Annotated in this window: 29 protein-coding genes and 1 tRNA gene; 21 read left to right on the top strand and 9 right to left on the bottom strand. The window is 59.3% G+C overall.

Annotated features, from left to right (window positions below; translation table 11 throughout):
- Window positions 1–26: 26 nt before the first annotated feature.
- Window positions 27–431 carry a hypothetical protein gene (locus tag IFT66_RS14705; protein WP_192078076.1) on the top strand — a complete coding sequence of 135 codons (405 nt, stop codon included), beginning with the start codon at window positions 27–29 and terminating at the stop codon, window positions 429–431.
- On the opposite strand, the gene IFT66_RS14710 is transcribed toward IFT66_RS14705, so the two are convergent.
- Window positions 397–867: a hypothetical protein gene (locus tag IFT66_RS14710; RefSeq protein WP_192078077.1), complete on the bottom strand. Its 471-nt coding sequence runs from the start codon at window positions 865–867 to the stop codon at window positions 397–399. The genes IFT66_RS14705 and IFT66_RS14710 overlap by 35 nt on opposite strands.
- 163 nt (window positions 868–1,030) lie before the next feature.
- On the opposite strand from IFT66_RS14710, the gene IFT66_RS23750 reads away from it, so the two are divergent.
- The 4 genes from IFT66_RS23750 (at window position 1,031) to IFT66_RS14725 (ending at window position 3,198) form a co-directional block, all read left to right on the top strand.
- Window positions 1,031–1,165: a hypothetical protein gene (locus IFT66_RS23750; RefSeq protein WP_274604852.1), complete on the top strand. Its 135-nt coding sequence runs from the start codon at window positions 1,031–1,033 to the stop codon at window positions 1,163–1,165.
- Between the two features lie 45 nt (window positions 1,166–1,210).
- Entirely contained in the window at window positions 1,211–1,690 is a 480-nt protein-coding gene (locus IFT66_RS14715; protein ID WP_192078078.1) for a hypothetical protein, read from the top strand.
- Window positions 1,687–1,902, top strand: coding sequence for a hypothetical protein (locus tag IFT66_RS14720; RefSeq protein WP_192078079.1), 216 nt, complete (start codon window positions 1,687–1,689; stop codon window positions 1,900–1,902). The genes IFT66_RS14715 and IFT66_RS14720 overlap by 4 nt, the downstream gene beginning before the upstream one ends.
- A 189-nt stretch (window positions 1,903–2,091) precedes the next feature.
- Complete coding sequence (locus IFT66_RS14725) at window positions 2,092–3,198, top strand: tyrosine-type recombinase/integrase (RefSeq protein ID WP_192078080.1); 1,107 nt, start codon at window positions 2,092–2,094, stop codon at window positions 3,196–3,198.
- A 32-nt stretch (window positions 3,199–3,230) separates the two neighbouring features.
- Here IFT66_RS14725 and IFT66_RS14730 read toward each other — a convergent pair.
- A tRNA-Ser gene (locus IFT66_RS14730) sits at window positions 3,231–3,320 on the bottom strand.
- 187 nt (window positions 3,321–3,507) lie between these two features.
- Between IFT66_RS14730 and IFT66_RS14735 the strand changes: the two genes are divergently transcribed.
- From IFT66_RS14735 to deoA, 10 genes are all read left to right on the top strand, one after another.
- The gene (locus IFT66_RS14735) at window positions 3,508–3,837 is read left to right on the top strand and encodes a hypothetical protein (protein ID WP_062454139.1); all 330 of its coding nucleotides are present in this window, start codon (window positions 3,508–3,510) and stop codon (window positions 3,835–3,837) included.
- A 41-nt stretch (window positions 3,838–3,878) separates the two neighbouring features.
- Window positions 3,879–4,529: a peptide-methionine (S)-S-oxide reductase MsrA gene (gene msrA, locus IFT66_RS14740; RefSeq protein WP_192078081.1), complete on the top strand. Its 651-nt coding sequence runs from the start codon at window positions 3,879–3,881 to the stop codon at window positions 4,527–4,529.
- A 253-nt stretch (window positions 4,530–4,782) separates the two neighbouring features.
- Window positions 4,783–5,775, top strand: a complete 993-nt coding sequence (locus tag IFT66_RS14745) for a BMP family lipoprotein (RefSeq protein WP_062580101.1) — start codon at window positions 4,783–4,785, stop codon at window positions 5,773–5,775.
- Window positions 5,776–5,853: 78 nt separating this feature from the next.
- Window positions 5,854–7,374: an ABC transporter ATP-binding protein gene (locus IFT66_RS14750; protein ID WP_113109323.1), complete on the top strand. Its 1,521-nt coding sequence runs from the start codon at window positions 5,854–5,856 to the stop codon at window positions 7,372–7,374.
- A 76-nt stretch (window positions 7,375–7,450) separates the two neighbouring features.
- Window positions 7,451–8,569, top strand: coding sequence for an ABC transporter permease (locus tag IFT66_RS14755; RefSeq protein ID WP_062578673.1), 1,119 nt, complete (start codon window positions 7,451–7,453; stop codon window positions 8,567–8,569).
- Window positions 8,570–8,573: 4 nt separating this feature from the next.
- A complete protein-coding gene (locus tag IFT66_RS14760; protein WP_062454135.1) occupies window positions 8,574–9,545 on the top strand; it encodes an ABC transporter permease in 972 nt (323 codons plus the stop codon).
- 5 nt (window positions 9,546–9,550) lie between these two features.
- Window positions 9,551–9,955, top strand: a complete 405-nt coding sequence (locus IFT66_RS14765) for a cytidine deaminase (protein ID WP_062454134.1) — start codon at window positions 9,551–9,553, stop codon at window positions 9,953–9,955.
- Window positions 9,952–10,740 carry a purine-nucleoside phosphorylase gene (locus tag IFT66_RS14770; RefSeq protein WP_062454133.1) on the top strand — a complete coding sequence of 263 codons (789 nt, stop codon included), beginning with the start codon at window positions 9,952–9,954 and terminating at the stop codon, window positions 10,738–10,740. Before IFT66_RS14765 ends, IFT66_RS14770 begins: the two co-directional genes overlap by 4 nt.
- Before the next feature lie 112 nt (window positions 10,741–10,852).
- Window positions 10,853–11,623: a deoxyribose-phosphate aldolase gene (gene deoC, locus IFT66_RS14775; RefSeq protein ID WP_192078082.1), complete on the top strand. Its 771-nt coding sequence runs from the start codon at window positions 10,853–10,855 to the stop codon at window positions 11,621–11,623.
- A gap of 5 nt (window positions 11,624–11,628) precedes the next feature.
- Window positions 11,629–12,939: a thymidine phosphorylase gene (gene deoA / locus IFT66_RS14780; RefSeq protein ID WP_192078083.1), complete on the top strand. Its 1,311-nt coding sequence runs from the start codon at window positions 11,629–11,631 to the stop codon at window positions 12,937–12,939.
- Window positions 12,940–12,942: 3 nt separating this feature from the next.
- On the opposite strand, the gene IFT66_RS14785 is transcribed toward deoA, so the two are convergent.
- From IFT66_RS14785 to IFT66_RS14815, 7 genes are all read right to left on the bottom strand, one after another.
- Window positions 12,943–13,467: a TIGR02281 family clan AA aspartic protease gene (locus tag IFT66_RS14785; RefSeq protein WP_192078281.1), complete on the bottom strand. Its 525-nt coding sequence runs from the start codon at window positions 13,465–13,467 to the stop codon at window positions 12,943–12,945.
- Between the two features lie 113 nt (window positions 13,468–13,580).
- Window positions 13,581–14,210 carry a uracil phosphoribosyltransferase gene (gene upp, locus IFT66_RS14790; RefSeq protein ID WP_192078084.1) on the bottom strand — a complete coding sequence of 210 codons (630 nt, stop codon included), beginning with the start codon at window positions 14,208–14,210 and terminating at the stop codon, window positions 13,581–13,583.
- A gap of 59 nt (window positions 14,211–14,269) precedes the next feature.
- A complete protein-coding gene (locus tag IFT66_RS14795) occupies window positions 14,270–15,256 on the bottom strand; it encodes an adenosine deaminase (RefSeq protein ID WP_192078085.1) in 987 nt (328 codons plus the stop codon).
- Window positions 15,253–16,473 (bottom strand): phosphopentomutase, encoded by a 1,221-nt coding sequence (locus tag IFT66_RS14800; protein WP_192078086.1) that lies wholly within the window; start codon window positions 16,471–16,473, stop codon window positions 15,253–15,255. Before IFT66_RS14800 ends, IFT66_RS14795 begins: the two co-directional genes overlap by 4 nt.
- 114 nt (window positions 16,474–16,587) lie before the next feature.
- Entirely contained in the window at window positions 16,588–17,178 is a 591-nt protein-coding gene (locus IFT66_RS14805) for a TadE/TadG family type IV pilus assembly protein (RefSeq protein ID WP_062454127.1), read from the bottom strand.
- Window positions 17,178–17,831 carry a TadE/TadG family type IV pilus assembly protein gene (locus IFT66_RS14810; protein ID WP_113109329.1) on the bottom strand — a complete coding sequence of 218 codons (654 nt, stop codon included), beginning with the start codon at window positions 17,829–17,831 and terminating at the stop codon, window positions 17,178–17,180. Before IFT66_RS14810 ends, IFT66_RS14805 begins: the two co-directional genes overlap by 1 nt.
- Window positions 17,832–17,988: 157 nt before the next feature.
- Window positions 17,989–18,387: a pilus assembly protein N-terminal domain-containing protein gene (locus IFT66_RS14815; RefSeq protein WP_092664131.1), complete on the bottom strand. Its 399-nt coding sequence runs from the start codon at window positions 18,385–18,387 to the stop codon at window positions 17,989–17,991.
- Between the two features lie 415 nt (window positions 18,388–18,802).
- On the opposite strand from IFT66_RS14815, the gene IFT66_RS14820 reads away from it, so the two are divergent.
- The 6 genes from IFT66_RS14820 (at window position 18,803) to IFT66_RS14845 (ending at window position 24,141) form a co-directional block, all read left to right on the top strand.
- Entirely contained in the window at window positions 18,803–18,973 is a 171-nt protein-coding gene (locus IFT66_RS14820) for a Flp family type IVb pilin (protein WP_062454124.1), read from the top strand.
- 102 nt (window positions 18,974–19,075) lie between these two features.
- Window positions 19,076–19,594 carry an A24 family peptidase gene (locus IFT66_RS14825; RefSeq protein ID WP_192078087.1) on the top strand — a complete coding sequence of 173 codons (519 nt, stop codon included), beginning with the start codon at window positions 19,076–19,078 and terminating at the stop codon, window positions 19,592–19,594.
- Between the two features lie 119 nt (window positions 19,595–19,713).
- Window positions 19,714–20,520: a Flp pilus assembly protein CpaB gene (cpaB, locus tag IFT66_RS14830; RefSeq protein ID WP_062454122.1), complete on the top strand. Its 807-nt coding sequence runs from the start codon at window positions 19,714–19,716 to the stop codon at window positions 20,518–20,520.
- Window positions 20,521–20,533: 13 nt separating this feature from the next.
- Window positions 20,534–22,096 (top strand): type II and III secretion system protein family protein, encoded by a 1,563-nt coding sequence (locus IFT66_RS14835; protein ID WP_062454121.1) that lies wholly within the window; start codon window positions 20,534–20,536, stop codon window positions 22,094–22,096.
- A gap of 13 nt (window positions 22,097–22,109) precedes the next feature.
- The gene (locus tag IFT66_RS14840) at window positions 22,110–22,826 is read left to right on the top strand and encodes a CpaD family pilus assembly protein (protein ID WP_062578688.1); all 717 of its coding nucleotides are present in this window, start codon (window positions 22,110–22,112) and stop codon (window positions 22,824–22,826) included.
- A 25-nt stretch (window positions 22,827–22,851) separates the two neighbouring features.
- Entirely contained in the window at window positions 22,852–24,141 is a 1,290-nt protein-coding gene (locus IFT66_RS14845; RefSeq protein ID WP_113166918.1) for an AAA family ATPase, read from the top strand.
- Window positions 24,142–24,154: the final 13 nt, after the last annotated feature.

Below are 24,154 nucleotides of genomic sequence, written 5' to 3' on the forward strand. Positions count from 1 at the left end.
CATGCGAGCGACAACTTGTCGTTTGCATGACCAGCTTTGCCAAGTTGGCGAACCTTCGCCTGTTTCGGCCGGCCGAGCAGCGTTTAAATCTTCCCAACGAGAATGTTTTAATCAAGAGGCTACAAATGAATTTCAGAGACGAGCGCAAGCGCCGGAGGTGGGCAGGCGAGGGGATTGCGCCTGAAGAATGGTATGGGAGCTACACCGAAGGACAGATGGCAGTTGTCAGCGTCATTTGCGACGAGATCCTGAAAAGGGGAAAGTGCTCCCTATCCCACGCGGAGATATCAGAGATCGCTGGCGTCGGAAAAAGCACGATCCAATCGGCGGTGCGGGTGGCAGTGAAGCACGGCCACTTCCAGCGAACCATTCGGCCGGAAGATGGGCTGTCCAACGTTATTCGGATTGGGGAGGGGTGGTCTCGGATCTGAGGTCGTCGCCCCTATCCTCGTCGATTGCCAAGATTTCTTTCGCCTCCGCCATGATTTCTTCAATCTGGCGTTCTGACTTAAAGTTGTTCGCTAAACCGGTTGTCGTGCGAATTACAGGAAGCAACGAGGCAGATGCCATGACCACATCAAGTGATCTCATTATGAGTGTCCGCTCTAGCTCGGATAGCTCACTTGGATCTTTCTCGCTGATACTTCGAACAACCGCCATTAGGCTGAACACAGCATCAGTTTCTGCTTGATATTTTTCGACCAGCTTCCTCCGATTTTCATCAAAGATTAGTCCGATCTGACAAAGCCGCCGTATCGCCTCAGATCTTGTGGCGACTCTGTGCTGAAATCGCCAGTCATCGATCGCGTCCTTCTCGTCATTCGACAAATACATATGGACACGGTTTTCACGTGGCTCGACCATCATTCACCTATAAAACGGCACACATTGCGCCCGTATGTATTGACTAACCCTTAAAAAAGATCAATTGATTAAATATCGGCACATGCAGTGCGGATTGCATCGTTTTTGTAGGACTTCGAGAATGCAAGTTAAAACGGTACGGCTTCCGGTCATGATGGAGCCCAACATGGTCGAACAGATTGATGATTGGAGTTTTGAAAATCGCGTCCGGACGCGTGCCGGTGCGGTGCGTAAGCTTATCCTGCTGGGCCTCGCGGCACAGCAGATCAACGAAAATGAAAAAGCCGAAGCGCGGTCCTGAGAAAACATCGCTTCGGCTTTTCTTGCATCCTGAAAGGATTAGCAAATGCAAGGAAGTCATATAACGAAAAACCGCAAGAGTTCAACCCTCTCGCGGCGTAACTTCATTTCCATCGCCGCCGCCAGCACGGCGGCAACGTTGCCGACCGTGGTGCTCGCTGAGGTAAGCGAGAAAATGGACCGCTTACCTAAGCCATCAGAGCCTCCTATCGATCACTTCAATCGCCTGGCTTCGGAGATGTCTGGGGTTCTCAATGACTACCTAGACGGCGACTTTTTTGCCTGCGTCTATCCGGAGAAAATCCACAGCGGCAACGAAGATTTGTCCGGGATGGTCATCCTCAAAAGCTTGCAGCGTCCTCCGCTCGAAAAGCGGTTTGAGATGGCACTGCAAAGCCTTTGTGAAGTGGTGCAAGAGATGCATCCGAATGCAGATCGCATCCGACGACAGGTGGCGGTAGCGGAAGATAGCGAGACTTTTTCAGTGTGGATTGGCGCGTTCTACGAGGAAGGCGGTGCGGCATGAGCACCGTGGATGAACGAGCGGTATATAGCTGCATCGACGCTCTTGGCATTGTCAGGACATACATTCATGCCGCCAGCATGGCGTCTCATGCGCTGGAAGGGGAGGACCGAGAGGCATTCTGGAAGCTATGCGATTTGGCTGATGAACAGATCATGTGTGTTCGCTACATGCTCTACGATGCAGTCGGTGAAAAACCGCCAGGGGGCGCGTGATGGATGAAGCTCCTGGAGCAAGTCCCCGCAAATCGCGGAACACAGGTATCCGTCAGTCCGACATTGCTCGCACCATTCGTGGTGCGATGCAGGCGGGAATGGAGATCGGTGAGGTCATCGCTACCCGTGACAGCATCCGGATCTTGTCTAAGTCCTCATCACCTCGGGCCGGCTCTGACAACTCGTGGGATGACGTTCTCGATGGCTAGACGCTCCCGCACTGCCTTGCCCAAATACGTCTCGCCGGCACGGGATCGCTACAAGAATGTGCGCTTGCGGTTCCGCAAAGGCCTGTTCTCAACCTATCTGAAATCTGACTTTCCTTCTGACGCGTTCGACGAGGAATATCAGGCGGCGCTCCGCAGCGAGAAAGCTGCGCATGGCGAAATAGGGAAGGCGCGCACAAAGGCCGGCAGCATGGCCGCGCTGGTGGTCTCTTACTATGCCTCGCCGGAATTCAAGGGGACCGCGAGCAGCACACAGACGACATATCGCGGGATCTGCGAAAGGGTGCGCCAGGACCACGGCGACCGCATGGTGAAGGACCTGCGGCGGCAGCACGTGAAAGCGATCATCGGCAAGAAAAGCGCCACGCCGGCCGCTGCGAACAATTATCTTCGCATGCTGCGCATTCTTATGCGGCATGCGATCGACATTGAGTGGATTGCCCGAGACCCGACGCTGGCGCTGAAAGGCTACAGCAGTAAGACCAAGGGTTTTCACACGTGGACAGAGGCGGAAATCGGAGCTTACGAAGCGATACACCCTATCGGAACAAAGCCGCGTCTCGCTATGGCGCTGATGCTCTACACGGGGCAGAGGCGGGGCGATGCAGTTAAGCTCGGCTGGAAAGACGTAAGTAAAGACCGGATCTCTGTTCGGCAGGAAAAGACCGGGACGCCTCTCAAAATCAAAATGCATGGATCTCTTATGGAGGCGCTGGAAATGGCGCCACCAGACAAACCTGCGTTCTTGCTGACGGCGTTCGGCAAGCCCTTCACGCCGGCCGGCTTCGGCAACTGGTTTCGTGATCGATGCAATGAGGCTGGATTGCCTCACTGCTCATCTCACGGACTGCGCAAGGCCGCAGCTCGACGACTTGCTGAGGCGGGTAACAGCGCTAACCATATCGCGGCGGTGACGGGACACCTCTCACTTAGAGAAGTTGAGCGGTACACCCGCGATGCAGATCAACAAAAAATGGCAGATGCGGCCGTCGACACGATGCCGGAAAGATCAGACCGGCAAAAGAAAATCGCCCAACAAATCGAGATTGTTGGACAAAACGACGCTTAAGGAGTTGAAATGATTACGAAAGTTAATGGGGATGGCGGACAGAGCGGGATTCGAACCCGCGATACGCTCTCACGTATACACACTTTCCAGGCGTGCGCCTTCAACCACTCGGCCACCTGTCCTTAAAACCGACGCAAGCCTTGGGCGAAGCAGCGGTCGGCGCGATATATACCAATGAATTTCCAAGGATCAACCGGAATCTGGACGATTTGCGCCAGTTGCACAAATCTTATGTCATGCGTTGTCACGGATCAGGCTTGCCACTATTTTGCTTCCTGCAGCGATTGAGTGCCATCAGGGGAGCCTGCGATGAGGACGGTAAGGTTTCTGATGCGGGCTTTGAGCCTCGCGGCGCTCATCGCAGCCGTCGTCGCCGGCGCGATGGACTCGGTCAATTCGGTTTCCTCCTCCTCGGTCGTCATGACGAGCCTCGGCAATGCCTGGCTGAACTTCGATCCCGAAGGCCTGACGATGGCGGAGATTTCCGCCAATTCCTATGTAGGCTCGGATATCTGGCGTCCCTACGTGGCCCCGGTTCTGGCGCAGCCGGCCTTTGCGATCTTTCTCGGGCTGGCACTGTTTTTCTGGATGGTCGGATACAGGAAACCCGCGCCGTTCGGGCGTTTTTCTGCTAGATAGGGCAAGAGGCAGGCGAGGCGCGCCTCACTCGGGAGGTTGAAATGTTCTTGATCGATATGTTCAGCAAGAAAACTGTCATGCCATCGGTCGAAAAGGCCCTGCCCGGCAGAGAGACACCGGTCGCAACGTCGGACCATCATTTCGTCAACGGCCGCGCGCTGAAGGAACCCTATCCGGAAGGTCTGGATGTGGCGTATTTCGGCATGGGTTGCTTCTGGGGCGCCGAGCGGCTGTTCTGGCAAGTCCCGGGCGTTCATGTCACCTCGGTCGGCTTTGCGGGCGGCTTGACCCCGAACCCGACCTATCACGAGACAACAACCGGGCTGACCGGGCACGCGGAAATCGTGAAAGTCGTGTTCGACCCGGAGATCGTCTCCTACCGTCAGCTTCTGAAGCTGTTTTTCGAGGAGCACGATCCGACGCAAGGGATGCGGCAGGGCAATGATATCGGCACGACCTATCGGTCCGCGCTCTATACCACGTCGGCAGAGCAGGTGGTTGCGGCAGGCAAGGCGCTTGCCGCGTTTCAGGCTGCATTGACTGCTGCGGGGCGTGACGTCTCGATCACGACCGAGATCGCGCCGATTGGCAATTACTACTACGCCGAAGAGTGCCATCAGCAGTATCTGGCGAAGAACCCCGGCGGCTATTGCGGCTTGCGCGGAACAGGGGTGAGCTATCCCGTCGCCTAGCCGGGCTGGCTGCCTAAAATCATCCCAGGCCGCCATGGATTTGAGCGACGCCGGCGCGAATTTGGTGAAGCCTTGAGCAGGGTTGCGACCTGCCTGTGGTTTTTTACCAAACGAAAAAAATCTCGTGAAATTTTCCAACACCCATGCAAGAGTATTCGACAGCCAAGCCTTCGAAGAGGGGGGCAGGTGACCGTGAGCGATACCTTTGTGAGGCGCTGCGGGAGGACCTAACTTAAAAAAACAGGGCTGAATGATGAAAAAAACACTTTTGAGCCTCGTCGCCGTGGCCGCGCTGTCGTCGACAGCGATCGCCGCTGAAGTCAAGCCGGCGCTCGTCTATGGCACCGGCGGCAAGTTCGACAAATCGTTCAACGAAGCAGCCTATGCCGGCGCCGAGCAGTTCAAAAAGGAAACCGGCACCGACTATCGCGACTTCGAGCCGAAGGACGATACGCAGGGCGAGCAGGCTATCCGCAACTTCGCAAGCCGCGGATATAACCCGGTCGTCGCCGTTTCCTTTGCCTGGACATCGGCGATGGAGAAGGTTGCCGCGGAATTCCCGGACACCAAGTTCGTCATCGTCGATTCCGTCGTTGACCTGAAGAACGTGCGTTCCGTTCTCTACAAGGAAGAGGAAGGCTCGTATCTCGTCGGCGTTCTCGCAGGCCTCGCCTCGAAGACCGGCAAGGTCGGCTTCATCGGCGGTATGGATATTCCGCTGATCCGCAAGTTCGGTTGCGGCTATGCCCAGGGCGTCAAGGCAGCAAAGCCTGATGCGCAGGTGTTCCAGAACATGACCGGCACGACCGGCGCTGCCTGGAACGACCCGGTTCGCGGTGGCGAGCTCACCAAGAACCAGATCGATCAGGGTGCCGACGTCGTTTACGCGGCAGCAGGTGCGACCGGTCTTGGCGTGCTTCAGACGGCGGCCGACAACAAGAAGTTCTCGATCGGCGTCGACAGCAACCAGAACCATCTGCATCCGGGTTCGGTCCTGACCTCGATGGTCAAGCGCGTCGATCTGGCTGTCTACAATGCCTACAAGGATCTCAAGGACGACAAGTTCACGGCCGGCATCCAGTCGCTCGGCGTCAAGGAAGACGGCGTTTCGGCTGCGATCGACGACAGCAACAAGTCGCTGATCACCCCTGAAATGCAGGCAGCCGTCGACAAGGCCAAGGCTGACATCATTGCCGGCACCGTCAAGGTTCACGACTACATGTCGGACAACGCCTGCCCGATGTAAGCAGGTAACCATCAAAGGGCGCATGGCGATCGATGTCGTCATGCGCCCTTTTTGTATATCCAGTGGAAGGGCGGATCATTGAGCTTCGAACCTGCGAAAGAGCCGGCGATCGAACTTGTCGGGATCGACAAGAAGTTTGGCGCTGTGCATGCGAACAAGAACATCAACCTCACGGTTGCCAAAGGCTCGATCCACGGCATTATCGGCGAAAACGGCGCCGGTAAGTCGACGCTGATGTCGATCCTCTACGGATTCTATCAGGCCGATGAGGGCGAGATTCGCATCTCCGGCAAGCCGGTGACGATCCGCGACAGCCAGGCCGCGATCTCGTCGGGCATCGGCATGGTGCACCAGCACTTCATGCTGGTCGAAAATTTCACGGTGCTCGAAAACGTCATGCTGGGCGCCGAGGGCGGCCAGTTGCTGCGCCGGGGCGTGGCCAGTGCCCGCAAGGAGCTGAAGCGTCTGGAGGATGATTACGGCCTCGACGTCGATCCTGATGCGGTGATCGAGGAATTGCCGGTCGGACGCCAGCAGCGTGTCGAGATCCTGAAGGCCCTCTATCGCGGCGCCGAAATCCTCATTCTCGACGAGCCGACCGGCGTGTTGACACCGCCCGAGGCGGACCACCTGTTCAAGGTCCTGCGCGTGCTGCGTGACCAGGGCAAGACGATCATTCTCATCACCCACAAGCTGCGCGAGATCATGGCGATCACCGATACGGTCTCCGTCATGCGCCGCGGCGAGATCGTGGCCACGCGCAAGACTGCTGAGACGACGGTGGAAGAACTTGCCGAACTGATGGTCGGTCGCCGCGTTTTGCTGCGTGTCGAAAAGGGCGAGGCCGATCCGGGCAAGGTTCTGCTGTCGGTCAAGAACCTCACCGTCAAGGACAGCCGCGGCGTGACCATGGTCGACGACGTGTCGTTCGAGGTCCGCGCCGGAGAGATCGTCGGCATTGCGGGTGTTGCCGGAAACGGCCAGTCGGAACTGCTGGAGGCCATCGCCGGCATCCGCAAGCCTTCATCCGGCGAGATCATCGTCAACGGCCAGTCGATTGCCGGTTCAGATCCCGCCATGTTGCGCGCGCTTGGCCTCGCGCACATTCCCGAAGACCGCCATCATATGGGCCTGGTCCTCAAATTCGAGGAATATGAGAACTCCATCTTGGGCTATCATCGCGACCGCCGCTATGGCGGGGCGATGCTGGATCTCGATGCGATCCGCAAGCAGGCTGAGGAACAGATCGTCAAATACGACATCCGCCCGCCGAATGCGCGGTTGAAGACCGCCAATTTCTCCGGTGGCAACCAGCAGAAGATCGTCGTCGCCCGCGAGATCGAGCGCGATCCGGATGTGCTGATCATTGGCCAGCCCACCCGCGGCGTTGATATCGGCGCGATCGAGTTCATCCACAAGCGCATCATCGATACGCGCGATGCCGGCAAGGCCGTGCTTCTGGTCTCCGTCGAACTCGACGAGATCCGCTCTCTGTCAGACCGCATCCTTGTCATGTTCGCCGGCAAGGTCGTCGGCGAAAAGTCGGGCGAGGCGGGCGAGCAGACACTGGGCCTGATGATGGCCGGGATCGCAGCATGATCCGGCCGGGAATGATATTTTTGGAGTTTACGATGCCTGGGCTTCTCCCTGCAAACGACTGGAAGGGAGAGGGCGCATGAGCACCGCATCCGTGCCCCTGCCTGGCTGGATCAATTACGGCGTCATCCCGCTGATCAACCTCGCGCTCGCGTTCTTCTTCTCCGGTATCGTGGTGTGGGCGATCGGCGAAAACCCGTTCGAAGCGCTGCAGCTGCTTCTGGTCGGTGCGCTTGGCCGCGGCGAAGGCATTGGCTTCACGCTGTTTTACACCACGAGCTTCATCTTCACCGGCCTGTCGGTCGCAGTCGCCATCCATTCGGGCCTGTTCAACATCGGCTCGGAAGGCCAGGCCTATCTCGGCGGTCTCGGCGCCGCACTGGTGGCGCTTTCGCTCGATGCCTATGTTCCCTGGTATGTGACGATGCCGTTTGCGGTCATTGGCGCAGCACTCTTCGGTGCCGCCTGCGCCGCCATCCCTGCCTGGCTTCAGGCAAAGCGCGGCAGCCACATCGTCATCACCACCATCATGTTCAATTTCATCGTGTCGTCGCTGATGAACTACGTGCTGGTGCACATGCTGATCGTGCCCGGCAAGATGGCGCCGGAAAGCCGCACCTTTCTGCCGGGCGGCCAGTTGCCGAAGCTCGATTGGCTGATCGCGATGTTCGGCGGCAAGCTCGGTGCGGCTCCGCTTAACTTCTCGTTCCTCATCGCACTCATCATGTGCTTCCTGGTCTGGGTCCTGATCTGGCGCACCAAGCTCGGCTATGAAATGCGCACGCTCGGCATCAGCCCATCCGCCGCAAGCTATGCCGGTATCGGGTATTCGAAGATCGTCATGATCACGATGCTGATCTCCGGAGGCCTTGCCGGCATGATGGCGCTCAATCCGGTCATGGGCGCATCCGCCCGTCTGCAGATCGAATTCGTCGGTGGCGCCGGCTTCGTCGGCATTGCGGTGTCGCTGATGGGACGCAACCACCCGGCCGGCATCGTCCTTTCGGCGCTGCTGTTCGGCATCCTCTATCAGGGCGGTGCCGAGCTTTCGTTCGACATGCCGGCGATCACGCGCGACATGATCGTCGTCATCCAGGGCATGGTCATCCTGTTTGCCGGAGCGCTCGAATATATGCTTCGACCGGCAATCGTGCGTGCCTACCAGCAGTTTGCCCGATCACCGGCAGGGGGGAGATAGGCGCATGGATTATTTCGAAGTTTTCATCAGCATTCTCGGTTCTGCGATCCGCCTGTCGATCCCACTGCTGTTTACTGCACTCGCTGGCCTGTTTTCCGAGCGCGCCGGTATTTTCGACATCGGGCTTGAAGGCAAGATGCTGGTATCGGCATTCGCCTCGGCCTGCGTCGCCTATTACACCGGCAATGCCTGGGCCGGACTAGGTGCGGGCATCGTCACGGCCATCCTGTTCTCCATGCTGCACGGCTTTGCCTCGATCACCAACCGCGGCAACCAGATCGTCTCCGGCGTGGCACTGAACTTCATCGCGGCGGGCCTCACCATCGTGCTCGGCCAGGCCTGGTTCAGCCAGGGCGGACGCACGGGACAGGTTCCGGCATCCGGCCGCTTTTCCAGCATCACTCTACCAGGCGCAGACATGATGCGTGAGGTGCCGATCATCGGTCCGCTCTATGCGAACGTCATCTCGGGCCACAATATCCTGACCTACATCGCCTTCCTGATGGTGCCGCTGTCGTGGTGGATCCTCTACCGCACCCGCTTCGGCCTTCGTCTTCGTGCCGTCGGTGAAAATCCCGGTGCGGTCGATACGGCCGGCATTTCAGTCAGCTGGCTGCGCTACAGGGCGTTGATCGTCACGGGCTTCCTCGCAGGCTTTGCCGGTACCTATCTCGCGATCGCCCAGTCGGCAGCCTTCATCAACAACATGTCGGCCGGCAAGGGTTACATCGCGCTTGCGGCGCTCATCTTCGCCAAGTGGAAACCGGTGCCGGTCATGTTCGCATGCCTGCTGTTCGGCTTCCTCGATGCCTTCGCGAATTTCATGCAGGGCAAGTCGCTTCCGCTGATCGGCGAAGTGCCGGTGCAGATTTTCCAGGCGCTGCCCTATATCCTCACCTGTGTGCTACTCGCCGGCTTTATCGGCATTGCCCGCCCGCCCAAGGCCGGCGGTGTCCCCTATACCAAGGAGCGCTGATCGCGATGTCCGAATTTTCGCCACACGACCTCTTCGAAGCTGCCCGCGATGCCATGTCGAAAGCGCATGCGCCCTATTCCAAGTTCCCGGTCGGGGCCGCAATCCTTGCCGATGACGGCAAGGTCTATCTCGGCGCCAACATCGAGAACCTGTCCTTCCCTCAAGGCTGGTGCGCCGAACCGACGGCAATCGGCGCCATGATCATGGGCGGCGGCAAGAAGGTGAAGTCGCTTGCGGTGATTGCCGAAAAGCTTCCGCTCTGCACGCCCTGCGGTGGCTGTCGCCAGAAGATCTCCGAATTCGCCTCGGCCGATACGCTCATCTATCTCTGCGATGACGCCGGCGTGCAGAAGACCGTGACGATGGCAGAACTTCTGCCCTACGCCTTTGAGACGGATACGATCGGATGAGAGACGTCATCGATCTGCTCGTCGATCGGCTGGACGGCCTCATTCCGCGCCATGCGATCGTGCTGGGCTCCGGCCTCGGCACGCTGGTGGAGGAAGTGCGCGATCAGGTCCGTATTCCCTATACGATGCTGGAAGGCTTTCCCGTCAGCGGCGTCACGGGTCATGCCGGCGAACTGGTCGCCGGCTACCTCGGCGAAGAACCTGTGATCATGCTGTCCGGCCGTGCGCATTATTACGAGCACGGCGATGCCAAGGCGATGCGTTTCCCGATCGAGGTGATGCGCGGTCTCGGTGTCCAGACCATGATCCTCACCAATTCCGCAGGCTCGCTCCGGGAAGACATGCCGCCGGGCTCGGTCATGCAGATCTCCGATCACATCAACTATTCCGGCATGAACCCGTTGATCGGCGAACGCGGCGACCAGCGCTTTGTCGGCATGACCTCGGCCTATGATGCGGGCCTGACGCTGGATATGCGCAATGCCGCCATACGAGCCGGCATTCCGCTGTTTTCCGGCGTCTACATGTGGTTCTCAGGCCCCAGCTTCGAAACGCCCGCGGAAATTCGCATGGCGCGAACGCTCGGCGCCGATGCCGTCGGCATGTCCACCGTGCCGGAAGTCATCCTCGCCCGCTATTTCGGTATGAAGGTCGCTGCAGCCTCCGTGATCACGAATTTCGGCGCCGGAATGACAGGCGCCGAACTCAGCCACGATGAAACCAAGGATATGGCACCGGTCGGCGGCCAGCGGTTGGCAGCCGTGCTCAAGGAAATGCTCGCCTGATTCCTGTTTTAATTCAGCTGGATAGCTGTCCGTCGGTGGCCGCACGGGTCCCGACGGCTTGCATATAATCCTTTCAACGATAAATATGTCCGCTCTTTAAGGGAGGCAGATCATGGAACTGCATAGTCCACGCGAAGCAGCATCCTTTGCGCTCTCGCTTCTTGACCTTACGAACCTGCGCGACGACTGCGACGATGCCGCGATCGAGACATTGTGCACGCGGGCGCAGACCCCGTATGGGGCCGCGGCCGCAATCTGCATCTGGCCACGCTTTGTCGCCCATGCGCGCGGGATCCTGGGGCACGGGCACAAGGTTCGCATTGCCACGGTGGTGAATTTTCCAGGTGGTGACCTGCCGGTCGCCGCCGTGGTCGAAGAGACCCGGAAGGCGGTGGAAGATGGCGCCGACGAGATCGATCTGGTCATTCCCTATCGCAAGCTGATGGCGGGCGATGAGCAGGCGGTGACCGACATGGTCGAGGCCGTTCGCGCAGCCTGCCCGCAGTCCTGCCTCAAGGTCATTCTTGAGACCGGGGAACTGAAGGACGCATCGCTCGTGGGACGCGGCTCGGAACTGGCAATCGCTGCCGGTGCCGATTTCATCAAGACCTCCACCGGCAAGGTTTCCGTCAACGCGACGCTGGAAGCGGCAGACAGCATGCTGCGTGCCATCCGCGCGTCCAAGAAGCGCATCGGCTTCAAGCCGGCCGGTGGCATCAGTACGGTGGCGGATGCAGACCTCTACCTCCGGCTTGCCGAATCGACCATGGGTCCGAACTGGCTCATGCCGTCGACATTCCGCTTCGGCGCGTCCAGTCTTCTCGACGATATCCTGGGCGTGTTGAGCGGCGCACCCGCATCCCGCGCTTCCACCGGCTACTAGGCGCCATGATCCCGCAGGAGATCATCCGTCGCAAACGCGATGGCGAGGTTCTGTCATCGAATGACATCGCCGCATTCATCGCGGCGATGACGGATGAGACGATCTCCGAAGGGCAGGTTGCAGCCTTCGCCATGGCCGTCTTTTTCAAGGGCATGTCGCGGGACGAAACGATCGCGCTGACGCTGGCGATGCGCGATTCCGGTCGTGTGCTGCAATGGTCGGATGCCGGGCGCCCGGTGGCCGACAAGCATTCGACCGGTGGCGTCGGCGACAATGTCTCGCTGATGCTTGCACCGCTTGCGGCCGCCTGCGGCCTCGCCGTTCCGATGATCTCCGGTCGCGGCCTTGGCCATACCGGCGGCACGCTCGACAAGCTTGAGGCCATACCCGGTTACGACGTGATGCCGGACGAAACGCGCCTGCGTGCCGTCGTCAGGGATATCGGTTGTGCCATCGTCGGCCAGACACAGGAACTGGCACCGGCCGATCGCAGGCTCTACGCGATCCGCGATGTCACGGCGACGGTCGAAGCCGTCTCTCTGATCACAGCCTCGATCCTCTCGAAAAAGCTCGCAGCCGGTCTCGAGACTCTGGTCCTCGACGTGAAAGTCGGCAGTGGTGCCTTTATGCGCTCCACGGCCGAAGCTGAGCTTCTGGCGCGCTCGCTGGTCGATGTCGCCAATGGCGCAGGCCTGAAGACCGTGGCTCTGCTGACGGATATGAACCAGCCGCTTGCCGATGCAGCCGGCAATGCGCTGGAGATCAGAAACTGTCTCTCGGTCCTCAGGGGACAGAAAGCAGGGACGCGACTGGAAAGCGTCGTGATTGCCGAAACCGCGGAAATGCTGGTTCTGAGCCATCTCGTTGCGACCATGCCAGAGGCGGAAGAGGTTGCTCGACGGGCGCTGGCATCCGGCGCCGCCCTCGAACGGTTTGCCCGCATGACCCATGCGCTCGGCGGTCCAGCAGATTTCTGCGAGAGGCCAGATGTCTATCTTCCGGCCGCACCGGTCATTCGCCCGGTCCTCGCCCCCGCCGATGGCTTCCTCGCCAGCTGCGAAACACGAGCACTCGGCATGGCGGTGGTGGAGCTCGGCGGTGGCCGGCGCCGTGCCGGAGACGCGATCGACCACCGTGTCGGCATCGTTGCCATTCTCCCGCTCGGCACCCAGGTCTCCAAGGGACAGCCGATCGCCATGGTCCATGCGGCGACGCAAGAGGCTGCAGCACGCACTGCTGCCGACGTCACCGCCTGCTATTCGGTGTCGGACGAAGCGCCTGTCCTGCCGCCGGTCACTCTTGGCCGGGTCGAGTAATCGCTAAGGGATCAGCGTCAGGCTTCCATCTTCGACCTGGAAGGATTTCAGTTTCTTCAGGAAGGTCATGCCGATCAGCGTGCCCGAAAGTGCCTCGTCGCGCAACACGAAGGCATCGACCTGTCTGACGCGCACATTGCCGATCTCGATGCGATCGAGGATGATACGCGCGCCGTCCGTCTTCCCGTTCGCCGTATTCATCTGATACCGGAAATCGAGACTGTTGACGCCGAAGCCCAGTTTGCGGGCCGTGCTTTCGTTGATGGTGACGGCGGACGCGCCGGTATCGACCAGCCCTTCCACTGTCTTGCCGTTGATCCTGAACTGGCCGTTGAAATGGCCTCTGCCATCGGCCGACAGCCGCACCCGGCCGGGGGACACGGAAGCGGGTTGGGCCTTCGCAGAGCTCGGCGTTTCCGCAGTGCCGCTCGCAGGCTCCGGCACGCGATCAACAAGCGTCATCACCGCCGGGATCTGCGTTGCAAGCAGAGCTGCGAGGCCAGCGAAAACAAGGGTGCGCAGAAGCATGGTCATCCTTTGCGAGTTCGCCTTGAAGGTAACAAAGGACAATGAAAAAATGGCCCGCGAAAAGCTCCGCGGGCCATTGGCATGAAATCTAGGTAAGCAAAGTCTGAACTGCGTTACTTCGTGCCGTACATCCGGTCACCAGCGTCGCCGAGGCCGGGCATGATGTAGCCCTTTTCATTGAGGTGGCTGTCGATCGAAGCCGTATAGATCTTCACGTCGGGATGCGCGTCCTGGAAATTCTTGAGACCTTCCGGGGCTGCAAGAAGGCAGAGGAAACGGATGTTCCTTGCCCCACGCTCCTTGAGCTTTTCGATCGCGGCGATCGCCGAATTGCCCGTCGCGAGCATCGGATCAACGACAATCAGCAATCGCTCATCGAGATTTTCAGGCGCCTTGAAATAGTATTCCACTGGCTGCAGCGTGTCATGGTCTCGGTAGAGGCCGATATGGGAGACACGTGCGGATGGCACCAGCTCGAGCATTCCTTCCAGAAGGCCGTTGCCGGCGCGCAGGATGGACACGAACACGAGCTTCTTGCCTTCGACGACAGGCGCCTGCATCTGCGTCAGCGGCGTCTCGATCGTCTCCATGGTGAGGTCGAGATCCCGCGTCACTTCATAGCAGAGAAGCATGGAAATCTCGCGCAACAGCCGCCGAAAGCCGGCCGTCGAGGTTTCCTTCTTGCGCATGATGGTCAGCTTGTGCTGCACCAGCGGATGATCGATGACAGTCACGCCGTCCATGGTTTTACCTCTCTGTTGTCCGTGTCTTCATCCGGGAAAATGACCGCGCGCGCAAGTCGTCATTGTGCCGCGGTAGCGTCAAACCGGGCAAGCAGCGCGCCGCGGGTCGCCTCGTCCACAAAAGCCGCCTCGATCGCGACACGGGTCATGGCATCGATTTCGGCATCGCTAAAACCCATGACCTCCGCCGCAATGTCGTATTCCCGGGCAAGCGAAGTCTTGAAGAACGGCGGGTCATCGGAATTGATGCACACGCGCACGCCCGCAGCCTTCAGGGCTTTCAAGGAATGGCTCTCGAAATCCGGAAAAACCTGCAGCGCAATATTCGAACCGGGGCAGACTTCCAGCACGGTTCCGAGCTCGACCAGCCGCTCGACCAGAGCGGGATCTTCGATGGCGCGAACGCCGTGGCCTATCCGCGATGGACGCACGAGATCGAGCGCGTCGGACACGCTGAATGCCCCGCAGACTTCGCCGGCATGGATCGTCAGACCAAGACCCGCGTCGCGAGCAATATCGAATGCACGCGCATAATCGGCAACGCGGCCCATACGCTCCTCGCCGGCCATGTTGAAACCCGTGATCAGCGGGTTCCGGCATCGGGCGGCATATTCCGCGGCGGCAATCACGCTGTCAGGGCCGAAATGCCGCTCGCCGGTCACGATGATGCGTGTCTCGATCCCGGTCTTTTCCTTCGCGGCGTGAATACCATCGCAGAGACCGGCGAGATAGGCGTCGGCACCGAGCCCGATGCGGTCGCCATGATCAGGCGATACGATGATCTCGCTGTAGATCGTGTTGCAGGCGGCAAGCTCGCAGAGATAGGTCTCCGTCAGCAGCGCATAGTCGGCTTCCGTTCGGAACAGCGAGGCGATGGCGTCGTAGCTCAGGATGAACTCGGAAAAATCCTTCCAGGTATAGGTGTCACCGGAGAGGAGAGGGGCGATGTCCACGCCGTATTTCTGGGCTTGCGTCCGTGCCAGATGCGGGGGCGTAGCACCTTCGATGTGGCAGTGGATCTCGGCCTTCACAAAGTTCTTCGTCACAGAAAACTCCATCCGTGTCTTCCGGTAGGAATGCCGAGATGGGCAGCGACTGTCTCACCGATGTCGGCGAAAGTCGGCCTGAGCCCGATCGAGCGGGAGCGAATGCTGGAACCGAACGCCATGATCGGCACCCGCTCGCGTGTGTGGTCGGTGCCGCGCCAGGTCGGATCGCAGCCGTGGTCGGCGGTGATGATCACCATATCGCCCGGCTGGAGGCGGCGATGCACTTCCGGAAGAGACCGGTCGAACTCTTCGAGAGCGGCCGCATAGCCCGCGACGTCGCGGCGGTGCCCGTAGAGCATGTCGAAATCGACGAAGTTGGTGAAGACGAGATCACCTTGCTCGGCTTGCGCCATCGTGTCGAGCGTCGCATTCATCAGGGCGTGGTTGCCGTTTGCCTTGATCACGCGGCTGATGCCCTGGTGCGCGAAGATATCACCGATCTTGCCGACGGCGTGGACGGTTCGGCCCGCCGAAACCAGCCGGTCGAGCAATGTCGGCTCCGGCGGCAGCACTGAATAGTCGCGCCGGTTGCCGGTTCGCTCGAACGTCTCCGGCGTGTCGCCAGTGAATGGTCGGGCAATTACCCTTCCGATATTCAAGGGATCGAGCAGCGTCCGCACGGTCTCGCACAGCTTCAACAACCGCTCCAGCCCGAAATGGGTCTCGTGCGCGGCGATCTGGAAGACGCTGTCGCTGGACGTATAGCAGATCGGCTTGCCCGTCCGGACATGCTCTTCGCCAAGTTTTGCGATGATGTCTGTGCCCGAAGCATGGCAGTTGCCGAGAATACCGGGGATATCGGCCTCGCGGCAGATCGCCTCGATCAGTTCAGGAGAAAACGCATCGCCCTCGGTCGGAAAGTAACCCCAGTCGAAGGTGACAGGCGTGCCGGCGATCTCCCAGTGCCCCGATGGCGTGTCCTTGCCGCGCGAAAGTTCGTTTGCGGCGCCGTGAAGGCCAAAGACGCGTTCCGGCAGCGGCATGCCGGCCGGGTAGTCGCCGCTGGCAAGCTTTGCGATTTCGAGCAGGCCGAGCGAGGACATGTTCGGAAGGCTGAGCGGTCCCTGCCTCAAGCCGGCTCGGTCCGCGGCACCGGCGGCACAGAATTCGGCAATATGGCCGAACGTGTTGGAGCCAAGGTCATTATACGCCTGCGCATCCTGGCCGCCGCCGACGCCGAAGGAATCGAGAACGAAGAGGAAGGCCCGTGCCATCTGTCACCCGGAAATTGAAATCGCCTGTGCGGACAAGTGACACAAATCACCTGCCCGGATGGCGATACATATAGTCGCGCAATCATGTTGGCAAAGGGGAAGCAGAGGACCGCGTCAGCAGCCGTTACAGTCGATACTGGTTCCGACGCGTTGACGGTAGTAGTACTGGCGGCTGAGCGTGATCGTCTGGAGCTGAGGTGGAAGCAGTCCCGGCATGATCATCAGCAACTTGTGCGTAACCGATAGCTCTGTACGCACCAGAAACGTGCTGGCTGTGCGCATGTCGCTCGGAACGTTGACGGTGCTGCCCACCGCGTACGGCTTGCCGTTAGACTGATCCCACGACCAGGCAACGGTCGGATTGCTGTTTGCGTCCAGCTGCACGCCGGTGATCTTCAGGCTCAGGTTCTGCGGCGCGTAGGGCGCAAAGATGCTTCCCGTCACATCCTTCATTGTGGCAAGCCACGTCGGGGTCACGCTCGCCTGCTGGGTCGTAATGTCGGCAATCGTGCTTGCGGAACTCGCGGTTCGCTTGGAGACACTGAGCGCAATCGTCAGCTCGAATGCCGTGATGTAGAGAAAGATCAGAAGCGGCACGATCAACGCGAATTCGACGGCGCCCGCGCCCTTCGTGTCAACGATCAATGCCCTGAAGCGGCAGAGCCATCCGGTCTGTGCAGCCCGCCTGGTTGTTGGGGTCGCCATCACGGATAGTCCTCGTTCTGGAATGCAGCCGTTTCGACGATCAGGAAGTAGTTGGGCCGTGTCCCGTTGGTTGGCCGGACATTGGTTATGTAGGGCCGCACCAGATCGGTGATGACCTCCCATTTGTAATAGGCCCTCAGCATATTGACGGTCTTTGGCCCGCCCGGCGAATAATAGTTGATGGAGGCCGTATCCAGTTCGCCGAAAGCGGTGTTTGCGGGCGTCCGGGGCACTGTCTTCGGGATCGCCGAAAAGCTCGTAAAGCTGCGAACGTCGAGCCAGAGTTTGTTCGGGGTGGCGATTTCCGATGCATCGCATTTGATGAGGATCGAGATCTCGTTGCAGAACGCGGTCCGGAATTTCGTCCGGTCATGGTAGGTTGTCCGGGTCGTATCAGTGGTGGTGATGTTGCCTGTTCTGATCTTGCGGGCCATCGTGTCGACGGCATTGGCAACCAGTTGCTCGCCGGCGAAGGCAACAAAGGTTTCGATGATGGCAAAGACGATCACGAAATAGGGGATGGCCAGGAGCGCAAATTCGATCGCCGCGGCACCATCCGTGGACCGGCTGAACCGGCGCCATGGACGCCGAGAGTGCGTCGCCGGCACGCGCGACGCGCCAGCGCCGTCAGTGTGCCTATCGTTCTGATGCATTGCCGCCCCCGGTCCATTCGAGCTGCGATACTAGGAGGGGAATATTGATATTCCGTTGCCGAATGGGATTAGAGTTTAGGCACCTGTGTCCACGTAGAGCAGGTCGGGCGACGCAGCTGAGCAATTTTCTGTCTGGCGTCGTGTCAGATCAAGGCCGTCAGGGCGTTGCACCAGCCGTATTCTTGAATTCCACATGCTGCTCGCAGTTGGGCGTGCAGGAGAGAACAGAGCGCTCGGTCTGACGGTACACGCGAACCGTATTGCCTTCGTCAATGGAGACGAGAATACGTTCGTCGGCAATTGCATTGCCGTCCTCATCGAGCAGGACGAGATTGGTCGTTCCAAACGCACGGCCCGTCAGGACGATGGTTGTCGGGTCGGCAACGGTCGCGTCGGCGACTTCCGCGTTGCCAACGATCACCTTGGCCACTGGCCTATCCAGTTTCAGCACCCGCGCGTGATTCATGAACACGCGTACAAGGCCGTCTTCCTGCGCCAATGCCGGGCCGCTAAGGCTTGTGGCAATGCCGCAAAGGCATGCGAAGGCAACGAGCATTTTGCGCACAACCATCGTGGTGGCCTTTGAATCGATGAACAGTCGTGTCTCAAAGATGGCGTGGAATGGTGAATGAAGCCTTAAGTAAACATCTCGAGGCTGAGCTTTCCGAAACGTTAACCAATGATGACAGGAGCAAGAGCGGCATTTCCGTGCAAAAATGCGGCTGCAAATATCCCATATCCGCATGTTTATGATATTTTATTAGGTAAATATAATGTTCGGGGACGCAGTTTTCGATTTGAATGATGCTGTTGGTGGGTTGTTTACCCAATGTGCCGTATCAGCGGAGTTAACACTTTGGAAAGGTTCTTCGTTAAGTCGATAGCAATCGTCTAGGGTTAGTTTGGGTTATCCGAACAGCGGAAAACAGTTGTCGGTAAGTGCTGAACCGTAGGTGGGAATAGGAGATTCCATGTCCAAGATTTTTGCTCGTTTTATGAAGGATGAGTCTGGTGCGACCGCCATCGAGTATGGCCTCATCGCAGCTCTCATTTCCGTGGCCCTGATCGCCGGTGCGACCACGCTCGGCGGCGCTCTGAACAACCAGTTCAAGAACCTCGCTACCAAGCTGAACCAGCAGTAAGTTCTTAAGAACCGTGATGTCTATGTGTAGACCGCCCCACCAGGGGCGGTTTTACAGCTTTAGGCCTTGATACATAAGATCGAGGGACGCGGCGCCAAAAGGATGCTTGAAATGGTTGTCATTGTAACCTTGATCGTTCCATTCTGTCTTGCGCTCGCTGCCATCAGCGATCTTTTCACCATGAAGATCCCGAATAAGCTGTCTGCCGCTATCCTCGTTTCGTTTCTCGTCTTCGCACCGCTGGTCGGTCTTGGATGGGCGGACTATGGGATGAGTATTGCCGCAGCTTCCGCCGTGTTTGCTGTGTGCTTCATGCTGTTTGCGATGAACGTGATGGGCGGCGGCGATGCCAAGCTTCTGACGGCAACGGCAATCTGGTTCGGATTTACGCCCGCCCTGATTTCGTTTCTGGTGACCGTCGCCTTCGTCGGCGGATTTATTACACTCATCTTCCTGCTGTTGAGAGCAAACGCCAATACAGCAATGGCAATGGGGATCCGCCTGCCGGCTTCGCTGGTGACAGAAAGCAAGATTCCCTATGGTATCGCGATCGCGATCGGCGGCTACTTGACCTTCCAGCAGTCGCCTGTCGTCAATTTTGTGCTTCTCGCCGCAAGCTAATCGACGCGCACGGCAGGGTAACATTGCGTTAACCCAAATCGTAAGCTTCCTATTAACCATAATTACACCATTCCGGCGCATGCTCTCGAGGATTGATTTGTATTCCTCCGAGGAAGCTCATGAAGCCCGCTCGTCTTATGATTCTCGCAGTCGCAGTTGTAGCGGCAGGTCTTGCCGGCCTGCTGGCGATGCGCCTTACTGGTCAGAAGGGCCCGGACCTCGTCGAGACGGTCATCCAGCGGGAGCCGACGACGAAAGTTCTCGTTTCGGCTGAGAACATTCCCGTCGGCAGCCGGCTCAATGACAAGTCGGTCCAGTGGGTAGAGTGGCCGAACGGCAGCGTCGTCGAAGGCTTTATCACGAGCGACGCCCGGCCGGATGCCATCGCCGATGTCGCCGGCTCCGTCGTGCGCCTGCCGATCTTCAAGGGCGAGCCGATCCGCGCCGAGAAGATTGCAGACTCCTCCAGCCGCATCATGTCCTCGCTGCTTCCGTCCGGAAAGCGCGCTGTCGCGACCGAAATTTCCGTCGCCACCGGGGCTGGCGGCTTCGTGCTCCCCAATGACCGCGTCGACGTGATCATGGTGCGCGAGAACAAGGACAGCGGCAATTTCATCACCGAAAACGTCCTCAACAACGTCCGGGTGCTCGCGATCGACCAGCAGATCCAGGAGGCGCCGGATGGCAGCAAGTCGGTGGTCGGAACGACCGCCACGCTGGAACTGACCCCCGATCAGGCAAAGATCATCACGGTGGCGCAGCAGATGGCAGAGCGCCTGACGCTTGCTCTCCGTTCGGTCGCGGATGCCCAGGAAGCCGATACGGTTGCAGCAGATTATCTGCTGCATGGCGGCGGCAAGGCAGAGGTCCAGGTCATCAAATCAGGGGCGATCGTCAAAAGTTCTGCCTCACAGCAGACGAAGTGAACGGGGCGGGCACATGAGCAAGCTAAGAGCCAGAATTCGTAGGTCCTCGGTCGCCGGGATAGCCCTCTGCCTGTCGGTATCGGGTTTTCCAGGCGGATACGCGCCGGTCGGTCTGTCGGTCCGCGATGCAGTGGCCGCTTCCGATGCCAACCTTATCCGCATCACCGAAGGCGGCCCTGGCGTGAAACGCCGAGTCCAACTCGGTTTGAACAAGGCGCTGGTTGTCGATCTCCCGGCCGATGCGCACGACATCCTGGTCGCAGATCCTTCGCTTGCCGATGCGGTCACGCGAACCTCGCGCCGCATCTACCTGTTCGGGAAGACTGTCGGCCAGACCAATATCTTTGTGTTCGGCCCGAACGGCGAGGAGATCGTCAGTCTCGACGTCGAGATCGAACGCGACATCTCCGGTCTGCAGCAGAACCTTCGCCGGTTCCTGCCGGAATCCGACATCAAGGTCGAGATCATCTCCGACAACATCGTGCTGTCGGGCACGGTGCGCACGCCGCAGGATTCGTCGCAGGCGGAAAAGCTCGCGCGCGCCTTCCTCAAGGGCGGTGAAGCAACCACCCGCAACATCACCGCACAGGGCAATAACGGCGATGCGGATATCTTCGCCGAAAACCGCCAGCAGTCGCAGATCGTCAACCTTTTGACTATCGAGGGCGAAGATCAGGTCACGCTCAAGGTCACGGTTGCGGAAGTCAGCCGCCAGGTCCTAAAACAGCTTGGTTTCAACGGCTCGATCAGCGGCAACAAGGGTAGCTTTTCCTTCTTCAATCCTGCGAATCTGGGGAATGCTGTCAGCCTGGGAAGCCAGGGGGCATTGTCTGGCTCCGTTGGTGCAGCCACTCTCGCCACAACCATGAATGCCATGGAACAGGCCGGCGTCATGCGCACGCTTGCCGAACCAAGCCTGACGGCGATTTCGGGTCAGCAGGCTAAATTCTATGTTGGCGGCGAGTATCGACTGCCAGCGGAGCAGGAAGTCAACGTTGACGACGAAACCCGCAAGACGACGGTCAACCGATCCATCACCACCGTGGACTATGGCATCGAGCTGAATTTCAAGCCGATCGTTCTGTCGCCTGGCCGTATCAGTTTGAATATCGAAACCAATGTTTCGGAGCCGACCTATGAGGGTTCCGTAACGACGGGCAACGGCACAAGCCTGAGCGTTCCGGGCAACACCTACATGTCGATCCGCAAGCGCGAAGCCTCAACCACGGTCGAGCTTCCCTCCGGCGGTTCGATCGTTATCGCCGGCCTCGTGCAGGACAATGTCCGCCAGGCGATGTCTGGACTGCCGGGCATCTCTAAGGTTCCTGTCTTCGGTACGCTGTTCCGCAGCAAGGACTTCATCCGCAACGAGACCGAACTCGTCATCATCGCGACGCCCTATCTCGTAAGGCCTGTGGCCCGCAACGAGATCGCCCGCCCGGATGACAACTTCAATCCTGAGAACGACGCGGCTTCCTTCTTCCTGAACCGCGTCAACAAGATCTACGGCCGCAATGAGCCGGCCAAAAGCGGTGGCAGCCAGTATCATGGCTCCGTCGGCTTCATCTACAAGTAAGCGGGGATCGATCATGACCATCACATCGACATCGGCCTCCGCTGCAAAGCGTCGCCAAATCAGGTCTGCCCTGGGCATTGCGGCACTTGCCGCGCTTTTGTCCTCCTGCGGCAACAACATGACGACCGGCTCGGTTCCAGACGACTACCGCACCCGCCATCCGATCGTTCTGGCGGAGGGTGAATCGTCGCTGGATATTCCGATTGGATCGGGCGACGTTCGCCTGACGATCGGACTGCGCGACACGGTGAAGGGTTTCGCACAGCGGTTCGTATCCTCGCCTGCCGGCGTCATCCAGGTCCAGGTTCCGCAGGGCTCATACAATGCCGGTGCTGCATCGCATCTGGCTGGCGACGTTCGCCGCACCCTGATCGCCAACGGCATCAAGCCGCAGCGCATCCTGATGACGAGCTATGGAGCCTCGCCGACCGGCGATGCGGCCCCGATCCGGCTTTCCTTCGTCACGACAAAGGCGATGACCGGCCAGTGCGGCAAATGGCCGGCAGACCTGTCGAACGATACCTACAACAACAGCAACTGGTACAATTTCGGCTGCGCCTCGCAAAACAATCTGGCCGCCCAGATCGCCAACCCGTCGGACCTGATTGCTCCACGCGGAATGACGCCGATCGATGCCACGCAGCGCGCCGGTGTGATCCGCAGTTACCGCGGCGAGACGACAAGCAGCGACAGTGGCAGCGGCACGACGATCAACATCAACGGCAACTGACGGCGGCCTTGAACCGGAGAGAACCATGAGCGCGATCAACTACGAAATTCGCGGTTCCGGCCAAGAGGACATCTCGGGCGCCGAGCCGGAGCGGAATGGCGACATGGAGGCCCTGCGGCCTCTTCCACGCATTTCCATCCACGCCTTTTGCGAAAGCGACACCATGCAGCGGATGATGGACCGCATGGGCCGCGACCGGCGCATGGCAAAGGTCAATCTGCGTGTCACAAGCGGCAGCGTTGCTGCAGCCGCCAACATGTTTGCGTCGTCACCAACCCCGAATCTGGTCATTCTCGAGACCGATGCGGAGCCAAGAAACCTGCTGCACGAGCTGACACCGCTTGCGGAAGTCTGCGACCCGTCGACCCGTGTGATCGTCATCGGGCGCTATAACGATATCCCGCTTTATCGCGAACTGATCCGCAACGGCATATCGGAATATCTTGTCGGTCCTGTCGAGATGGCGGACATGCTGGCATCGATTTCGGCCATTTTCGTCGATCCGGAAGCCGAACCTCTGGGCCGTTCGATCGCCTTTGTCGGCGCCAAGGGTGGCGTCGGTGCATCGACCATTGCGCATAACTGCGCATTCGGCATTTCCAGCCTGTTCTCCACCGAAACCATTCTTGCCGATCTCGACCTGCCGTTCGGGACCGCCAATATCGATTTCGATCAGGATCCGGCCCAGGGTATCGCCGAAGCGGTGTTTGCACCCGAGCGCCTCGACGAAGTTTTTCTCGATCGCCTGCTGACCAAATGCTCCGAACATCTCTCGCTTCTGGCCGCACCCTCGCTGCTCGACCGGGCCTATGATTTCGACAGCATGGCTTTCCAGCCGATCATCGAGGTCCTGCAGCGCTCGGCGCCCGTGGCTGTTCTCGATATCCCGCATGGCTGGTCGGAATGGACCCGTTCGGTTCTCGCGTCGGTGGACGAGGTGGTCATCTGCGCCGCTCCCGACCTTGCCAACCTGCGCAACACCAAGAACATGATCGATGCGCTGAAGAAGCTGCGTCCCAACGATCGCGCTCCGCATCTCATCCTCAACCAGGTCGGCATGCCGAAGCGCCCGGAGATTGCGCCTGCCGATTTCGTCGAGCCGCTTGAAATCGAACCGATCGCCATCCTGCCTTTCGATGCGCAGTTGTTCGGCAATGCCGCAAACAGCGGTCGGATGATCTCGGAGATCGACGCAAAATCTCCGATGGCCGAAACCTTCTCGCAGATCGCTCACATCGTCACCGGTCGGGTGGCCATGAAGAAGGCGAAAAAGGGCGGTCTCGGCAAGGTCATGCAGATTCTCGGCCGCAAATAGTCAGACGTTTAGG

The organism is Rhizobium sp. CFBP 13726, assembly GCF_014841925.1.
Taxonomy (GTDB): Bacteria; Pseudomonadota; Alphaproteobacteria; order Rhizobiales; family Rhizobiaceae; genus Neorhizobium; species Neorhizobium soli.

Coding starts and splice junctions, on each gene's coding strand:
- IFT66_RS14845 (WP_113166918.1), top strand. CDS start 22,852: ATGAGCGCGATCAACTACGAAATTCGCGGTTCCGGCCAAGAGGACATC.
- IFT66_RS14810 (WP_113109329.1), bottom strand. CDS start 17,831: ATGCATCAGAACGATAGGCACACTGACGGCGCTGGCGCGTCGCGCGTG.
- IFT66_RS14805 (WP_062454127.1), bottom strand. CDS start 17,178: ATGGCGACCCCAACAACCAGGCGGGCTGCACAGACCGGATGGCTCTGC.
- IFT66_RS14835 (WP_062454121.1), top strand. CDS start 20,534: ATGAGCAAGCTAAGAGCCAGAATTCGTAGGTCCTCGGTCGCCGGGATA.
- IFT66_RS14715 (WP_192078078.1), top strand. CDS start 1,211: ATGCAAGGAAGTCATATAACGAAAAACCGCAAGAGTTCAACCCTCTCG.
- IFT66_RS14785 (WP_192078281.1), bottom strand. CDS start 13,467: ATGCTTCTGCGCACCCTTGTTTTCGCTGGCCTCGCAGCTCTGCTTGCA.
- IFT66_RS14705 (WP_192078076.1), top strand. CDS start 27: ATGACCAGCTTTGCCAAGTTGGCGAACCTTCGCCTGTTTCGGCCGGCC.
- IFT66_RS14745 (WP_062580101.1), top strand. CDS start 4,783: ATGAAAAAAACACTTTTGAGCCTCGTCGCCGTGGCCGCGCTGTCGTCG.
- IFT66_RS14755 (WP_062578673.1), top strand. CDS start 7,451: ATGAGCACCGCATCCGTGCCCCTGCCTGGCTGGATCAATTACGGCGTC.
- IFT66_RS14820 (WP_062454124.1), top strand. CDS start 18,803: ATGTCCAAGATTTTTGCTCGTTTTATGAAGGATGAGTCTGGTGCGACC.
- IFT66_RS14760 (WP_062454135.1), top strand. CDS start 8,574: ATGGATTATTTCGAAGTTTTCATCAGCATTCTCGGTTCTGCGATCCGC.
- IFT66_RS14765 (WP_062454134.1), top strand. CDS start 9,551: ATGTCCGAATTTTCGCCACACGACCTCTTCGAAGCTGCCCGCGATGCC.
- IFT66_RS14710 (WP_192078077.1), bottom strand. CDS start 867: ATGATGGTCGAGCCACGTGAAAACCGTGTCCATATGTATTTGTCGAAT.
- IFT66_RS14720 (WP_192078079.1), top strand. CDS start 1,687: ATGAGCACCGTGGATGAACGAGCGGTATATAGCTGCATCGACGCTCTT.
- IFT66_RS14840 (WP_062578688.1), top strand. CDS start 22,110: ATGACCATCACATCGACATCGGCCTCCGCTGCAAAGCGTCGCCAAATC.
- msrA (WP_192078081.1), top strand. CDS start 3,879: ATGTTCTTGATCGATATGTTCAGCAAGAAAACTGTCATGCCATCGGTC.
- IFT66_RS14825 (WP_192078087.1), top strand. CDS start 19,076: ATGCTTGAAATGGTTGTCATTGTAACCTTGATCGTTCCATTCTGTCTT.
- IFT66_RS14725 (WP_192078080.1), top strand. CDS start 2,092: ATGACGTTCTCGATGGCTAGACGCTCCCGCACTGCCTTGCCCAAATAC.
- IFT66_RS14815 (WP_092664131.1), bottom strand. CDS start 18,387: ATGCTCGTTGCCTTCGCATGCCTTTGCGGCATTGCCACAAGCCTTAGC.
- IFT66_RS23750 (WP_274604852.1), top strand. CDS start 1,031: ATGGTCGAACAGATTGATGATTGGAGTTTTGAAAATCGCGTCCGGACG.
- IFT66_RS14800 (WP_192078086.1), bottom strand. CDS start 16,473: ATGGCACGGGCCTTCCTCTTCGTTCTCGATTCCTTCGGCGTCGGCGGC.
- deoA (WP_192078083.1), top strand. CDS start 11,629: ATGATCCCGCAGGAGATCATCCGTCGCAAACGCGATGGCGAGGTTCTG.
- IFT66_RS14735 (WP_062454139.1), top strand. CDS start 3,508: ATGAGGACGGTAAGGTTTCTGATGCGGGCTTTGAGCCTCGCGGCGCTC.
- upp (WP_192078084.1), bottom strand. CDS start 14,210: ATGGACGGCGTGACTGTCATCGATCATCCGCTGGTGCAGCACAAGCTG.
- IFT66_RS14770 (WP_062454133.1), top strand. CDS start 9,952: ATGAGAGACGTCATCGATCTGCTCGTCGATCGGCTGGACGGCCTCATT.
- deoC (WP_192078082.1), top strand. CDS start 10,853: ATGGAACTGCATAGTCCACGCGAAGCAGCATCCTTTGCGCTCTCGCTT.
- cpaB (WP_062454122.1), top strand. CDS start 19,714: ATGAAGCCCGCTCGTCTTATGATTCTCGCAGTCGCAGTTGTAGCGGCA.